14 protein-coding genes are annotated in these 14,190 nt (G+C 59.4%); 13 read left to right on the forward strand and 1 reads right to left on the reverse strand.

What is annotated here, in order from left to right:
- Window positions 1-23: 23 nt before the first annotated feature.
- The 5 genes from AB4Y40_RS34780 to AB4Y40_RS34800 all read left to right on the forward strand — a co-directional run bounded on the left by AB4Y40_RS34780 (window position 24) and on the right by AB4Y40_RS34800 (window position 4,127).
- The gene (locus tag AB4Y40_RS34780) at window positions 24-749 is read left to right on the forward strand and encodes an OmpW family protein (RefSeq protein WP_368691692.1); all 726 of its coding nucleotides are present in this window, start codon (window positions 24-26) and stop codon (window positions 747-749) included.
- A 171-nt stretch (window positions 750-920) separates the two neighbouring features.
- The gene (locus AB4Y40_RS34785; RefSeq protein WP_368691693.1) at window positions 921-1,364 is read left to right on the forward strand and encodes a nuclear transport factor 2 family protein; all 444 of its coding nucleotides are present in this window, start codon (window positions 921-923) and stop codon (window positions 1,362-1,364) included.
- Window positions 1,365-1,425: 61 nt separating this feature from the next.
- Window positions 1,426-2,364: a pirin family protein gene (locus tag AB4Y40_RS34790; protein WP_368691694.1), complete on the forward strand. Its 939-nt coding sequence runs from the start codon at window positions 1,426-1,428 to the stop codon at window positions 2,362-2,364.
- Between the two features lie 118 nt (window positions 2,365-2,482).
- Window positions 2,483-3,478 carry a methyl-accepting chemotaxis protein gene (locus tag AB4Y40_RS34795; RefSeq protein ID WP_368691695.1) on the forward strand — a complete coding sequence of 332 codons (996 nt, stop codon included), beginning with the start codon at window positions 2,483-2,485 and terminating at the stop codon, window positions 3,476-3,478.
- The gene (locus AB4Y40_RS34800; protein ID WP_368691696.1) at window positions 3,396-4,127 is read left to right on the forward strand and encodes a methyl-accepting chemotaxis protein; all 732 of its coding nucleotides are present in this window, start codon (window positions 3,396-3,398) and stop codon (window positions 4,125-4,127) included. The genes AB4Y40_RS34795 and AB4Y40_RS34800 overlap by 83 nt, the downstream gene beginning before the upstream one ends.
- 25 nt (window positions 4,128-4,152) lie before the next feature.
- On the opposite strand, the gene AB4Y40_RS34805 is transcribed toward AB4Y40_RS34800, so the two are convergent.
- On the reverse strand, window positions 4,153-4,788 hold the full coding sequence (locus AB4Y40_RS34805) for a TetR/AcrR family transcriptional regulator (protein ID WP_368691697.1): 636 nt from the start codon (window positions 4,786-4,788) through the stop codon (window positions 4,153-4,155).
- Window positions 4,789-5,006: 218 nt separating this feature from the next.
- Here AB4Y40_RS34805 and AB4Y40_RS34810 point away from each other — a divergent pair, with 218 nt between their 5' ends.
- The 8 genes from AB4Y40_RS34810 (at window position 5,007) to AB4Y40_RS34845 (ending at window position 13,545) form a co-directional block, all read left to right on the forward strand.
- A complete protein-coding gene (locus tag AB4Y40_RS34810; RefSeq protein ID WP_368691698.1) occupies window positions 5,007-5,870 on the forward strand; it encodes an alpha/beta fold hydrolase in 864 nt (287 codons plus the stop codon).
- A gap of 16 nt (window positions 5,871-5,886) precedes the next feature.
- The gene (locus AB4Y40_RS34815) at window positions 5,887-6,897 is read left to right on the forward strand and encodes a VOC family protein (RefSeq protein ID WP_368691699.1); all 1,011 of its coding nucleotides are present in this window, start codon (window positions 5,887-5,889) and stop codon (window positions 6,895-6,897) included.
- Entirely contained in the window at window positions 6,894-8,657 is a 1,764-nt protein-coding gene (locus AB4Y40_RS34820; RefSeq protein WP_368691700.1) for a bifunctional 3-(3-hydroxy-phenyl)propionate/3-hydroxycinnamic acid hydroxylase, read from the forward strand. The genes AB4Y40_RS34815 and AB4Y40_RS34820 overlap by 4 nt, the downstream gene beginning before the upstream one ends.
- Window positions 8,658-8,682: 25 nt before the next feature.
- Window positions 8,683-9,477 (forward strand): 2-keto-4-pentenoate hydratase, encoded by a 795-nt coding sequence (locus AB4Y40_RS34825; RefSeq protein ID WP_368691713.1) that lies wholly within the window; start codon window positions 8,683-8,685, stop codon window positions 9,475-9,477.
- Between the two features lie 11 nt (window positions 9,478-9,488).
- Complete coding sequence (locus AB4Y40_RS34830) at window positions 9,489-10,436, forward strand: acetaldehyde dehydrogenase (acetylating) (protein WP_368691701.1); 948 nt, start codon at window positions 9,489-9,491, stop codon at window positions 10,434-10,436.
- 9 nt (window positions 10,437-10,445) lie between these two features.
- Complete coding sequence (gene dmpG / locus AB4Y40_RS34835; protein ID WP_368691702.1) at window positions 10,446-11,459, forward strand: 4-hydroxy-2-oxovalerate aldolase; 1,014 nt, start codon at window positions 10,446-10,448, stop codon at window positions 11,457-11,459.
- A 59-nt stretch (window positions 11,460-11,518) separates the two neighbouring features.
- Entirely contained in the window at window positions 11,519-12,574 is a 1,056-nt protein-coding gene (locus AB4Y40_RS34840) for an amidohydrolase family protein (RefSeq protein ID WP_368691703.1), read from the forward strand.
- A 242-nt stretch (window positions 12,575-12,816) separates the two neighbouring features.
- Window positions 12,817-13,545 (forward strand): OmpW family protein, encoded by a 729-nt coding sequence (locus AB4Y40_RS34845; RefSeq protein ID WP_368691714.1) that lies wholly within the window; start codon window positions 12,817-12,819, stop codon window positions 13,543-13,545.
- Window positions 13,546-14,190: the final 645 nt, after the last annotated feature.

Here is a 14,190-nt window from a genome sequence, read left to right on the forward strand (position 1 = left end):
ATATTATAAAACGTGGAGACATCATGAAACGCATTAGCCAGGCAATTGTTCTTTCAATAGCATCGATATCGGCTGCCCACGCACAGTCGGCCGGACAGTTTGTCGTCAACGCCGGGTGGTTGCATATGGCGCCACAGGATTCGAGTCAACCTTTGACGGTGAGCGCACTCGGGCAGTCGGGCTCGATTCCGGGTAGTGGGGCGTCGGTTGGCAACTCCGACACGTTTGCTCTCACCGCCAGATACTTCTTCACCGACCACATTGCTCTGGAAGGGATCCTCGGCGTGCCGCCCAAGTTGCAGATGAGCGGAACCGGATCAATTTCCCAACTGGGAGAATTGGGCACGGCTCGTGTGTTGAGTCCCGCACTGCAGCTCCAGTATCACTTCGGCGATCCGTCATCACATTTCAGGCCCTACATCGGCGCAGGTGCGGCGTATGTGTGGTACCGGGATATTCAGCTTAGCCAACCCGTGGCGAGCGGCCAGATGCTCTATTCGCCGATGCTCGGCAAGGCACTCGAAGGGCCGACTTCGGCTTCCCTGAGCAGTTCGGTCGCACCGCTCGTCAATGCCGGGCTGACGTACAACATCAATTCGCACTGGTCGGTGGGTATTTCACTTTCCTATATGTGGCTATCGACAAGAGCAACGCTCACCACCCGGTCAGCAGTGGGCACAGTGACAACAACCGCGAAGGTGAAAATCAATCCGTTCATCAGCTTTTTGTCGATCGGCTATCGATTCTAGGTGTGGTGGACGTCCAGAAATCAAACCGGTCCCGCTTTCCCACGCTTGAAAGCACTCGATTGCTGAACGTCCGTGCGATCAAAAGCCGCAATAAGAGAGGATAGCGGTTTGACGCAATCCGGATCTTTCTGCGCTGTGACGCGTTCTCAGTATTCTTAAGGAGCATTAGCCATGTCTGAATCTCTAGGCGAATCGAAGAACGTCAGAACCGTGAAGGAGTACTTCATCCGCTCCGACGCTGGTCGCGCTGACGTGCTTGAGCTGTTTTCGGATGACTTCGAGTTTTATTTTCCGAAGTTCGGTCTCGGACGCGGGAGAGTGGAATTTGCAGGATTCATTCAAGGGCTGCTGGGCACGGTCAGAACGATCACCCATGATATTGAGACGATGAGATTTTTCGAGGGAGAGAACTTTGTCATCGCTGAAGGGACGACGGAGGGTACGTATCACGATGGTTCTTTCTGGTTTGGCGGCAAGACACCTGGTGGGCGCTTCTGCAGCATCTACGAGTTTGATACCGACGGACTGATCAGACGCATGCATATCTATCTCGATCCCGACTACGCGGGCAGCGACACTGAAAGATTCGTTTGGCAAGGCGCGCGTCGCTGGTAATCGCAGTTCAATTCTGTCGCATGGAAACTTTGCAGGCGGGGCAACGACTATGAATAAAGCCATGAACAAGAAAGAGGCGCTGTCTGTGGAGGCCGCGGGCCCCAAGGACGTTACAGATACCGCGCCAAGGGGTATCGCACACCGCACTCGAGGACACGGCAGTGGACCTATTGTGCGGTTGATGAGTCCATCCGATCTTGGGCAGGTTCTGAAGCCATTCGTATTTCTGGACATCTTCGACTTCGAGCACGCGATGCTGAAGGCGATGGCCGCTGGAGGTGGCATGCCACTTCATCCTCATTCGGGCGTAGCCACGGTAACAGTGCTCACTGAAGGTCGGCTCCTCTGGGAAGACCCGTCCATCGGTTCCGGAACAATCGGCTATGGCGGCGTAGAGTGGATGCGTGCTGGTGGCGGTGTCTGGCACGGCAAGGAAATGTCGCCACCTGAGGACGTATCACGCGTAAAGGGATTCCAGCTCTGGCTCGCTTTGTCGCCGATGCTCGAACAGGCGGCACCCGAATGTTGCTATGTTGATGCCGGCGACATACCACGTGTCGGCCCCGCGCACGTCGTCATCGGCTGTTATGAAGGGGTTTCGAGTCCCGTGCCGGCGCCGGCTGGGATCAACTATCTCCTGGTTACCCTGCGGGTCGGCGAACGCTGGGTTTACCGCCCGCCTGCGGGTCACTCCATCGGGTGGTTGGCGCTGGCCAAAGGCGCCTTGCACGCGGGTGCCCCAGTCAAGGCAGGGGAAATGTTGCTGTTCAAGGAGGGAGAAGAGCCCATCACGCTTCAAGCCGAAGGACAGGACGACGCCGTTTTTGTCCTGGGCTCAGCCATCCCGCATCCCTATGCGTTGTGTCTCGGCCGTTATTCGGTTCACACGTCTATCGAAGCACTTTTGGCAGGTGAATCCCGCATTGCCGAGCTGGCCCGCGTGATGAAGGAGCAGGGGGACCGACGAACCGCGTCGGGAGCCGTTCCAGTGTTTCGTTAAGGCGCTGGCATTCGCAACGCGACCCGCAGCAAGTGGCCTGCAGGGAATCAGAAAACTACGTGTGGGCGCGCTGCGTGTGCCTGGGATGGCGTCGCTGTCTGCCCGGGGGGAGACCGAAGTGAAGAATCTAAAGATCGGAATCAAGCTTTGGGGGGGATTTTGCGTCTTTCTGCTGCTACTGATATTCGTCGACGCGGTTGGTCTTGCGAACCTGCGCAGCCAGCACCAGTCCACGGATCGGATCGCGAACGTTCTCTATCCGAAGGCGCTCGCGGCTGTGCGGATTTCACAACTGCAAACGGATCAGGGGCGCCTTGCCCTGAGAATCATCCTTTCACCGGACGAAAATGAGCGCGCACGGGACAAGGTATCGTTCGACCAGGACGCTGCCGGAATCAAGGCGCAGTTGGGGGCGCTAGACAATCTCGTCGGTACGGACGAAGGCCGCGCACTGCTGGCTGCTGTCAGATCGACCCAGTCCGACTACTCCGGCTTTGTAAATGACGCTGTCGCGCTGGCGCTTGGGGGCAGGACGCAGGACGCAACGGCGCTGCTGCTTGGCGATCGCAACGACGCACAAGGTAGGGCAGAGGCGGCGCAGAGGGCGATGAGTCAGTTTGAGGAGGCCGCAGCGCAGAAAGGCGCAGCGGACGCGAAGCAAGCCTATGCGCAGACGAGCGTCGTCGTCTGGGGCGTTCTGGCGCTTGCGCTGGTTGTTGGCGCAAGCCTGGCGTGGTTTGCGACACCCTCGATCACCGAACCATTGAAGGAAGCCCTGAGCGTCGCGCACAGGGTCGCCGACGGTGACTTGAGCGCGCCGGTCCACGCGTCGTCGCGGGATGAGACTGGTCTTTTGCTCGCAGCACTCGAGTTCATGCGGCATAGTCTGGCGAAGAGCGTCGCGGCGGTACGAAGCAATGCTCAAAGCGTCTCCATCGCCAGCTCGCAAATCGCGGATGGCAACGCGGATCTCTCAGCACGTACTGAGGAACAGGCGGTCGCGCTTGAGGAGACGGCAGCGAGCATGACGCATGCTTACCCAGACGGTGAAGCAAAACAGCGAGAACGCGAGGCAGGCCGAAATGCTCGCGACGCGGGCGACCAATGTCGCTGACGCGGGCAATGACGCGGTACAGTCGATGATCCAGTCGATCGGGAGAGTCAGGGATAGCTCCGGGCGGATCTCCGAAATTACAGCCGTGATCGAGGATATCGCATTCCAGACCAATATCCTGGCGTTGAATGCCGCTGTAGAAGCGGCGCGGGCCGGCGCGGAAGGCCGGGGATTTGCGGTCGTGGCGAGTGAGGTGCGCAGCCTGGCACAGCGCTCGGCCGCCGCAGCGCGAGAAATCAAGGCGTTGATCGGCTCATCGGTGAGCTTGATTCATGGGAGTGCGACTCAGGCCGCGGAAGTCGGTGCGACGATGGCGGAGGTGAAGCAGGCGATCGAGCGGGTTTCGGGTATGGTGGCGCAGATCGCTGCGGCTTCAGACGAGCAGAGCCGGGGCATCGAACAGGTCAGTCATGCCGTGGTGCAGATGGACGAGGCAACGCAGCAGAACGCCGCCCTTGTCGAGCAGATAGCAGCTGCCGCACGTACGCTCGAAGAGCAGGCCAGCAGGCTTGACGAGGCTGTCTCCGCATTCAGGCTTGCAACGACAGAGCAACCATCATTCCAGCAGTTCCAGGGGGCTTGCGCTTCGCTCGAAGCGCCAATCCGAGCCGCAGGACACGATGTTGCCCAGACATCCGGCCTGCAGTGAGATCCGAAGTGACTTCAACGGGACGTCACTTGAGTTTGTTCAACATCCTTGCGTGTCCGCGTTCGAGAAGAGAGTTGAGCGGTACCGCAATCGCCTCCAGTTCGCCGCGCACGAGCGCCTGGGAGCCCGACCGGCTGACCCCAAGGCCACGGAGAATGGCGGCGACTGCCTGCTCGGTTTGCTCACTCGCTGCGCCATCTTCTGCAAAGCGCTTTATTGTCGCCAGCGCCGTACCTGCGATCAAATCGAGCGCCACTTCGACCGTGACGTCCCGGAATCGCCCCGTTGCCAGTCCCTGCTCAATGTGAGGGGGCAGATAGACGTAGATCAGGCTACTTGGTCCTGCGGCGTGCAATCCGGCCGCGCAGATAAAGCGCGCAAGGAGCGGGTAAGTGCGTGCCGCGTGCAGAAACATCCGCACGCCACAGGCGATTCGTCGCGCGGGATCATCATATGAACCTACTTCAATCTCGATCAGGCGAAGCAGTTCGTCGTTGAGTTCCTGCGTCACGGCGTCGAGGAGCTCCTCGTTCGTCCGGAAGTAGTTATAGAACGTCCCTTGCGAGACCTCGGCCGCTGCGATGACCTCCTGGATCACGCTGGCGCCGACGCCCTTTTCCGCAAAGACCAGCATCGCGCTCTCGATCAGCCGCGCGCGCATACGTTCCCGTCGTTCCGCTGCAACCCGGGGCCTGTGGTCAGTGGTCGTGTGTTCACTCATGGTGCTGATTATACGGTGCGGACGGCGCACGCACCGCCACTCGTCCAGGGAAAACGAGAATATTGTCATAATGACAGATATCTCAATACAATGAGCGATATCAAGCTAACTACCCGGACCGGTTGACACACATGGACGCCCCAACTACCGCAATTGCAATGAGCCAACGCACCGTCCAGGTCGGCGGTCGAAGTATCTTTCTGACAGAGGCTGGCCACGGCCCTGTCGTGCTGATGCTGCACGGGGGCGGTCCCGGTGCTTCGGGCGTTTCCAACTACTCGAGGAACATGGAAGTCCTCGCCCGTCATTTCCGGGTTCTCGTGCCCGACATGCCCGGTTACGGGAAGTCGACCAAGGGCGTCGATCGTGGCGACCCGTTTGGGGATCTGGCAGCCGGCATGCTGGGGATGCTGGATGCGCTAGGCATCGGGCAGGCCCACGTGATCGGCAATTCGCTCGGTGGCGCCTGTGCCCTGCGCATGGCGTTGGAGCGCCCCTGGGCAGTTGGCCGGCTCGTTCTGATGGGGCCGGGCGGCGTGGATACGACTCGTCAACTTCCCACGCCGGGTCTCAAACGGCTATTGAACTACTACAAGGGCGAAGGGCCGACGCTCCAGAAGCTCACGACATTTATCCGCGGCGACCTGACCTATGACGGCAGCCTTGTTCCCGAAGCGGTGATCCGGGAGCGGTATCAGTCGAGCATCGACCCGGAGGTCGTTGCAAGCCCGCCTTTGCTCGGGCCCAAGGGCATTCCGCAGTTTAGAAAGATCGACTTCACACGTGATCCGCGCCTGTCGTCAATGCAGAATCCCACGTTGGTGTTGTGGGGCACTGAGGACAAGGTCAACCGGCCGAGCGGCGCGCATTCGCTGCAGCGTCGCCTGCCGAACTGCGATGTGTATCTGTTCAGCAAGACCGGTCACTGGGTGCAATGGGAGCGAGCCGCCGAGTTCAATGCAGTCGTGCTCGCGTTCCTGGCACAGGACAACGCCGGGGCGCAAGTTTCCCGCAAGCGGTAGCCCGGAGCTTGTTGCCATGCCAAACATCTCCAGTCCAAGCCGTTTGCCCAAAAGCCTGTTCGGGCGTGTTCGTATGGGTTACCTGCTGGCCGAATCGACACGGCTAGCAGAATGGCGAAAGTTCGTCGGCGAGGGACTCGGACTACACGTCGATGTCCTGGAGCCGAAAGTGCTCGCTTGCCGCATCGATTCGCATCAGCGGCGTTTGATCATTCGCGAAGGCGTCGCGGAAGACGTGATCGCAATCGGCTGGCAACTCGACGACGAAGATGCGCTGCAACTTGCGTGCAAGCGTCTTGCGGTGTACGGCATCAAGGTCCAGGAGGGCAGCCCGCAAGAGGCCGTCCTGCGAGGCGTGCACAGATTCTGGTACTTCGCCGGTCCCAAGAAGCTACGCACGGAGTTATTCACGCAAGCACTGCGCAGCGACCTGCCGTTGCAGATGAAAGCGAGCGGCTTCGTGACGGGAGCCGCCGGCATGGGGCACGTCGCAATCACAACGCGCCAGCCGGAAGCGATGCAGGCGTTCTGGAAAAAGGTCTTCGACGCGAGGCTTTCCGATGAAATCGAAGACAGGATCGACGGTATGAGTCTTGACTTTGCGTTCCTTCGATTGAACGAACGTCACCATTCGCTCGCGACCGCATCGACGCGCGGTCTTCGCTTGAATCCACTGCGTACCCAGATTCACCACATGAATCTTCAGTGCGCATCGCTTGATGATGTCACACAGGGCTATTTGCGGTGCCGCGCAATGGGTTATCCGATCGCCAATGCCATTGGTCAGCATCCGAATGACCGTGAGCTTTCCTTCTACGTTCAAACGCCGTCCGGGTTCGAAATCGAACTGGGTTGGAATCCGATCGTGGTGGACGAGCGCACATGGCAGTCCACGACGTACCAGGGCATCAGCTTGTGGGGGCATCGTCCCGAAAACCTGAGCCTGCGAGTCAGACTGGGGCGCTTACGCCGTGGTCTTGCATCGTTGATGCACCCTGAGTTCACAGTACAAGGAGAGCAGTCATGAGCGTAGCGCATCTGGACGATGCCTGCGATGTCGCGATCGTGGGATTGGGCCCCACTGGCCTCGTGTTGGCGCATATGCTCGGACGGGCCGGCCATCGTGTCGTCGTCCTGGAGCGCGAGCCGGTCTTTTACGGCAATGCCCGCGCGGTGTACACCGACGACGAATGCATGCGCATTTTCCAGTACCTCGACGTTGCCGACGAGGTGCAGTCGCAAATGATGATGGAGACACCGGTGCAACTGGTGCGTCCGGACGGCACGCCGATCACGCAGTACATGCCGCGCAAACGGCCGTTCGGCTGGCCAGTCATCAACTTCTTTTACCAGCCGTATCTGGAAACGACGCTGACCAAAACCCTTGCACGTTACTCAAACGTCGAGGTGCGAAGGGGGCGCGAAGTCGTCGATTTTTCACAGGATTCAAGCGGTGTGTGCGTCGTTCATCAGGCCACGCGTGAAGCCCGGTTCAGCGACATGAGCGATGCGCGTATGCGCGTCGACGCCGATCCAGACATCCGATCAGTGCGCGCACGCTACATGGTTGGCGCGGACGGCGGGCGCAGCATCGTGCGTACGAAGCTGGGCATTGACATGAGCGGGCGGAGTTTCCCGGAGCCATGGCTCGTGGTGGATCTTGAACGCAAGGCAGGTACTGATGCGTTACGTCATCTGCCTTACTTCAATTTTGTGGTCGATCCAAAGCTGCCCGTGGTGAGCTGCGTTCAACCTGACAGGTTCCACCGGTTCGAGTTCATGCTGATGCCTGGGGAAACAAAGGAAAACATGGAGAGACCCGAAACGGTCCGGAAGTATCTTTCCATGTTCGTCGATCCTGACCAGTTCAACGTCAAACGCAAGCTTGTTTATACGTTCAATGCATTGATCGCTGCAAAGTGGCGGGACGGCCGGATCCTTCTGGCGGGCGACGCTGCGCATATGACACCCCAATTCATGGGACAGGGCGCCAGTTCGGGCGTGCGGGATGCGTATAACCTTGGCTGGAAACTCGACCTGCTACTGCGAGGCCTCGGTGGTGATTCGCTTCTGGATACCTATCAGTCGGAGCGTCACGCTCACGCAAAGGCGATGATCGACGCGTCAGTCCTGCTCAAGAACGTTGTCTCGGCCAGGAATCTCTTCGCGACGTTGCTGCGCGATATTTCCCTCGCCGTGATTCGGGCAGTACCCCCGCTAAGACGCTGGTTTCAGGATGGTGGCTTCAAGCCGATGCCGGTCTATAAAAAGAACGCCTATCTCGGTATGCCGCGCAGCCGCCGCCGTGGGCCAGAGGGCGCGCTCGCACCACAGCCGGTGGTGCGCATGTTCGACGGTTCGAGACGACGGATGGATGATCTTCTCGGCCATGGGTTTTCGCTGGTAGGACTCAACGTTGATCCATACCGTCATATTGATGAGTCATCTGCCGAGACACTAGGCGCGCTATCGGCGAAGGCGATCACGCTCTATCCCTATGGCGCACGGCCGCAGGGACTCAGCGGTGTCGAGCGCGACAACCGGAGCGGACCGACGGAGGTCGAGGATATCGACGGAGATATGATCGCGTGGTTCGCCAAAGCTGGCTTCAGTCAGGAGGCCGTAGCGATTCTGAGGCCCGATCGCTTTACCTTCGCCGTGGTCCCAGTCACCGAACTCAATCGCACGATCGCGGAACTTCGCAACCAGCTCGGTATGCGGGCAGGCACGCGCGGAGTTGTTTCATGCCCGTCGGCGGGCGTGCCCGTTGTTGCAAAAGCTGCCTGAACCTTGCTTACCTTACGTACCTGTCATGTCTGAATCGCTTGATCATACTGCCGTTCATGCGGCGGCCGCCGCACTGCGCAATGCGCGCGCAACGCGCGCGCCCGTCGATCCCGTTTCCACGCGGTTTGGCATCGCCGGTCTGGAGGCCGCCTACGCTGTCGCCGAAGTAAACGCCGTCGCGCGAACGGGCGAAGGCCGGCGCATCGTCGGCAAGAAGATCGGTCTCACATCAGTCGCGGTACAGCGCCAACTGGGCGTCGACCAGCCGGACTTCGGCGTGCTCTTCGACGATATGGAATATCTCGACGGGGACGACGTTCCAGTGAGCCGCCTCCTGCAACCGAAAATCGAAGCGGAGGTGGCCTTCGTGGTCGGGCGCGACATCGAAGACGACGCGCCAACCTACGCCAGGGTGCTTTCGTCGCTTGCATACGCGGTTCCAGCGCTGGAGATCGTAGACAGCGCTATCACAGACTGGCGCATTACGCTCGAGGATACCGTTGCGGACAACGCGTCCTGTGGTCTGTACGTGCTTGGTCATCAACCGGTCGCTATCGGTCAGTTGTCGCTGGGCGACCTGGGTATGGCGATGACCCGCGATGGGAAGACTGTATCCACGGGAACAGGCGCAGCGTGTCTTGGCCATCCGCTGCGCGCTGTCTACTGGCTCGCGCGCACGATGGCTAGTCGAGGGCAAATGCTGCGCGCGGGAGACGTCATACTTTCCGGCGCGCTCGGCCCCATGGTTCCGCTCGGCGAGGGCGACGTAATTCATGCGCAGATAGGCGCACTCGGCGGCGTCAACTGCCGCCTGCTTTGAGGACGGGATTAATGAACAGCAAACTGAAGGTCGCCATCGTTGGCAGTGGCAACATTGGCACCGATCTGATGATCAAGGTACTGCGTCACGGCGAACACATCGAGATGGGCGCGATGGTGGGCATCGACGCTGCCTCGGAAGGATTGCAGCGCGCCGCACGCATGGGTGTCGACACCACGCACGAGGGTGTCGAAGGACTCGCCCGGATGCCCGTGTTCGCCGACATTGACATCGTGTTCGACGCGACGTCGGCCTCGGCGCACACGCACAATGACGCATTCCTGCGCGCATTGAAGCCGGGCATCCGCTTCGTCGACCTGACACCGGCTGCCATCGGACCGTATTGCATTCCGGTCGTAAACGGCGAGTCCCATCTCGACGCGCCCAACGTCAACATGGTGACCTGCGGTGGTCAAGCCACAATTCCGATGGTCGCCGCAGTGTCCCAGGTCGCGAAGGTTCACTATGGAGAAATCGTCGCATCCATCTCCAGCCGAAGCGCGGGACCCGGCACGCGCGCCAACATCGACGAATTTACCGAGACGACATCGAGGGCGATCGAGACGGTCGGTGGCGCAGCCAGGGGAAAGGCCATCATCGTGCTTAATCCCGCGGAGCCGCCGCTACTCATGCGCGATACGGTGTACACGTTGAGCGAGTATGCCGACGAAAGCCAGATTGAGGAATCGGTGGCGCGCATGGCGGCTGCCGTGCAGTCGTATGTCCCTGGCTATCGCCTGAAGCAGCGCGTGCAGTTCGACCGGATCGACGCCGATCAGGCGTTGCGGATTCCCGGTGTCGGCGAGCGCATCGTCGGCCTGAAGACCTCGATCTTTCTCGAAGTCGAGGGGGCTGCGCATTATCTGCCCGCCTACGCAGGCAACCTCGACATCATGACGAGCGCCGCCAGGACAACGGCGGAGAAGATCGCCGCCCGCTTGCTGGCCAACCATAGTTGAGTTCCGCCGATGGACAAGAAAATTTACATCTCCGATGTGACACTGCGTGACGGCAGTCACGCAATCCGCCACCAGTACAGCGTGGCGCAGGCAAAGCAGATCGCCATTGCGCTCGACGCAGCGCGGGTCGATTCGATCGAGGTCGCGCACGGCGACGGTCTCCAGGGCGGCAGTTTCAATTATGGGTTTGGCGCGCATACTGACGTCGAGTGGATTGCGGCAGTCGCCAGCGTGGTCAAGCACGCGAAGGTCGCTACGCTGCTGCTGCCCGGCATCGGGACCGTTCACGACCTGAGGGCTGCCTATGATGCCGGGGCCCGGATCGTGCGTGTTGCCACGCATTGCACCGAGGCCGACATTTCCCGGCAGCACATTCACTATGCACGTGAACTCGGCATGGAAGCCGTGGGCTTCCTGATGATGAGTCACATGCAAACGCCCCAGGCACTGGCAGGGCAGGCAAAGCTGATGGAGAGCTATGGTGCGACCTGCTGCTATGTGGTTGACTCGGGTGGAGCGATGACCATGAGCGATATTCGGGAGCGGATGAGGGCATTCAAGGATGTGCTGAATCCCGAAACTCAGACTGGCATTCATGCCCACCACAACCTCAGTCTTGGCGTAGCGAATTCGATCGTCGCAGTTGAAGAGGGCTGCGATCGTGTGGATGCCAGTCTCGCGGGGATGGGCGCAGGCGCTGGCAATGCACCGCTTGAAGTGTTCATAGCGGCGGCCGCGCGTCTGGGCTGGAATCATGGCACTGATCTTTACCAGTTGATGGATGCAGCCGACGACATCGTGCGCCCGCTCCAGGATCGGCCGGTGCGCGTAGACCGCGAAACGCTCGCTTTGGGCTACGCAGGTGTGTATTCGAGTTTTCTGCGTCACGCGGAGCGTGCCGCTGAGAAGTTCGGCCTGAAGACCGTGGACATTCTTGTGGAACTGGGGCGCCGGAGGATGGTTGGCGGCCAGGAAGACATGATTGTCGACGTGGCACTGGACCTGTCGAAGGCACGTGCTTAGGCCTTGGGTCTTTTAGGTCCTGTGCGTTAACTCAGTTGTAGAAAACGTTGGAGATTGGTGTGAATCGCGTCGATGTTCATCATCACTTTGTCCCTCCTGTCTATCGGCAGGCGATGTCCAGGCATGGCTTGCACAAGGTAGCCGGTGCAGCGCTTCCGGACTGGAGCGTCGGCGCGTCGTTGGACGTGATGAACGCCAATTCGATCCAGAGCGCCCTGCTGTCAGTCTCGGCGCCCGGAGTCTATTTCGGGGATGTTGAGGAGGCACGCAAGCTTGCACGCGAATGTAATGAATATGCGGCGGCTGTTCGCGATCAAGATCCAGACCGCTTCGGCTCGTTTGCGGTGCTTCCGATGCCATTTACGATGCATGCGTGTGAAGAGGCGGTCTATTCGCTGGATGTCCTGAAGGCGGACGGAGTTGTCCTTCTTGGGAGCACCGAGGGAAAATTTCTCGGTGACCCGCAGTTTGACGAATTGATGGCGGAGCTCGATCGCCGGCGGGCGGTCGTCTTTGTCCACCCGAATCTGCATCGCTCGAGCGAGGAGCTCGGTCTGGACGCACCCGGGTTCCTGATCGAATTTCTCTGCGATACGACACGCGCGGCACTCAACCTTATCCTTAGCGGAACGCTGGAGCGATTTCCGCATATTCGCTGGATTCTGGCCCACGCTGGAGGCTTTCTCCCCTACGTCGCGTGGCGGCTGTCGCTTGCCAACCTGATGCCGGACGTCGCGTCGAAGGCACCGGCCGGGATGCTGACATACATTCGCAAGTTCTACTTCGATACGGCATTGTCCCCTGCTGCCTATCCGCAGGCCGCATTGCGCGAACTCGTCGAACCGTCCCAGATCCTTTTTGGCAGCGATTTTCCGTTCGCTCCAGCGCCCGTAACGGCAATGCAGCGCGACACACTTGAGCACTCTACTGTCTGGGACGCTAGCGCGCGTACTGATATCGATCGCACGAACGCACTGCATCTGTTTCCGAGGTTCGTAAGTGCGGGAGATGTGGTCGCTCCGGCGCGTGCGCGGGACGTTAGTTCACTCGCACCGCTGAAGCGCGCTGCGGCCAATGCAGGCGTAAGACTGATTGACAAGCTAAGAAATCGCTAGGGCGATCTTCTGTCTGACTATGGGCTTCAGCTAGCCCACGTAACTATGGATTACTAAGTTAAACCGTTCGTTAAGGAAATCTTCCGCGAATAACGCCGGAAGTTACGCCCTTGTTAGTCCACGGCAACGGACAAGCCACTGTCGAGACCGATACGCTGACGGCGGAACGTGGCTCGTTTCCAGCATTTTTTAAAAGCGTCGCCAGGACGACGCTTCTCTATAAGATCTTAACTGGAGACAATATGAAGCGTAGCAGCTCGGCCTTACTCTTTTCGCTCTTTGCAATTTCGGGGGGAGCACATGCTCAATCGGCAAATCAATGGATGCTCAATGCTGGCTGGATTCACCTCGCGCCTCAGGACTCGAGTCAGCCGTTGACGGTAAATGCACTCGGTGCATCATCAACGGTCCCTGGCAGTGGCGCGGCTGTATCTGATGCTGACACCTTCGCCATCACGGCCACATATTTTGTAACGGATCACATTGCGGTCGAAACCCTCCTTGGCGTACCACCAAAGCTGCAACTTAGCGGAACGGGTTCGCTTGCGGCGCTCGGCAATCTGGGCAGCGCAAGGGTCTGGAGCCCTGCGATTCTGGCTCAATACCATTTTGGCGAGCCGACAGCACGCCTGCGTCCTTACGTCGGCGCGGGCGTCACCTACGTCTGGTTCAAAAACATCGAGTTGAACAGTCCGATCGCCACTGGTCAATTTCTTGCTTCTCCAACACTCGACGCGAAGCTGGAGGGTCCGACATCCGTATCACTCAGCAGTTCACTTGCACCGATTGTCAACGCGGGATTGACATACAACGTCAACTCACATTGGTCGGTCGGTGTTTCCGTTTCGTATGCCTGGCTGTCAACGAGAGCAACGCTCACAACACGGTCTTCGCTTGGAACCGTTACAAGTTCAACCAAGCTAAAGATTGATCCGATTGTGAGTTTCGTTTCTGTCGGGTACCGGTTCTAGTTGGGCGCTGGGTTTTAAGGTGGGAAGTGCCGGTGCGATTGAGGGTCTGCTCGTCGTCGCATTGCATGTACCCTACGCAAAATGGTTCTGGACGTTCGCGGGCAGGTCGTAATTGTGCGCTGGTCCAGAACCAATGCTCATACATCGCTCTTGGCATCGATAAGGCATGCGAAGGGAAGCGGTCTTCGGGATTGGCAGAACGGGCCACAGGCCGAAATGGCGGTCTAACTCGCGCGGCAGAGTGCCGACATGATCGAGGGCGGGCCCACACGCCCGCCGAACGACCATCTGGATCACATTGCTTGCCACGCGGACACACTGAAAGCGCTCGTCGCGTGCCGCGATGGCGCGGTGAGTCAAACAAGAAGTGCGCTTCAAGTCAAAATCCCGATAGCCGGGTTGGCAGACGATCTCTCCTACGCGAGAGTGCAGGTCGTGGCATCTCCTCCCTCCAGTGAAAGTCGCGCAATGCGCAATTGCTGGCGTATCGGTTGTCGTGCACTCAAGGGAGAACTGAGTAAGAGGCCAGTTCAAAAAAAACCTTGATGGTCTGTTAACTTTCGCGGCGCGATGTTAACCTCAGTCGTCCAGAGAACGGAGACCGAGGGGATGCAAGCGCCGATCATTGACGACGAATTGTGGGCA

The sequence above is a fragment of the Paraburkholderia sp. EG287B genome (assembly GCF_040965595.1).
Taxonomy (GTDB): domain Bacteria; phylum Pseudomonadota; class Gammaproteobacteria; order Burkholderiales; family Burkholderiaceae; genus Paraburkholderia.

Bases quoted from the DNA above. Each gene is read 5' to 3' on its own strand.
- AB4Y40_RS34800 (WP_368691696.1), top strand. From the start codon at position 3,396: ATGCTTACCCAGACGGTGAAGCAAAACAGCGAGAACGCGAGGCAGGCC.
- AB4Y40_RS34815 (WP_368691699.1), top strand. From the start codon at position 5,887: ATGCCAAACATCTCCAGTCCAAGCCGTTTGCCCAAAAGCCTGTTCGGG.
- AB4Y40_RS34810 (WP_368691698.1), top strand. From the start codon at position 5,007: ATGAGCCAACGCACCGTCCAGGTCGGCGGTCGAAGTATCTTTCTGACA.
- AB4Y40_RS34830 (WP_368691701.1), top strand. From the start codon at position 9,489: ATGAACAGCAAACTGAAGGTCGCCATCGTTGGCAGTGGCAACATTGGC.
- AB4Y40_RS34780 (WP_368691692.1), top strand. From the start codon at position 24: ATGAAACGCATTAGCCAGGCAATTGTTCTTTCAATAGCATCGATATCG.
- AB4Y40_RS34825 (WP_368691713.1), top strand. From the start codon at position 8,683: ATGTCTGAATCGCTTGATCATACTGCCGTTCATGCGGCGGCCGCCGCA.
- AB4Y40_RS34820 (WP_368691700.1), top strand. From the start codon at position 6,894: ATGAGCGTAGCGCATCTGGACGATGCCTGCGATGTCGCGATCGTGGGA.
- dmpG (WP_368691702.1), top strand. From the start codon at position 10,446: ATGGACAAGAAAATTTACATCTCCGATGTGACACTGCGTGACGGCAGT.
- AB4Y40_RS34845 (WP_368691714.1), top strand. From the start codon at position 12,817: ATGAAGCGTAGCAGCTCGGCCTTACTCTTTTCGCTCTTTGCAATTTCG.
- AB4Y40_RS34785 (WP_368691693.1), top strand. From the start codon at position 921: ATGTCTGAATCTCTAGGCGAATCGAAGAACGTCAGAACCGTGAAGGAG.
- AB4Y40_RS34805 (WP_368691697.1), bottom strand. From the start codon at position 4,788: ATGCGCGCGCGGCTGATCGAGAGCGCGATGCTGGTCTTTGCGGAAAAG.
- AB4Y40_RS34790 (WP_368691694.1), top strand. From the start codon at position 1,426: ATGAACAAGAAAGAGGCGCTGTCTGTGGAGGCCGCGGGCCCCAAGGAC.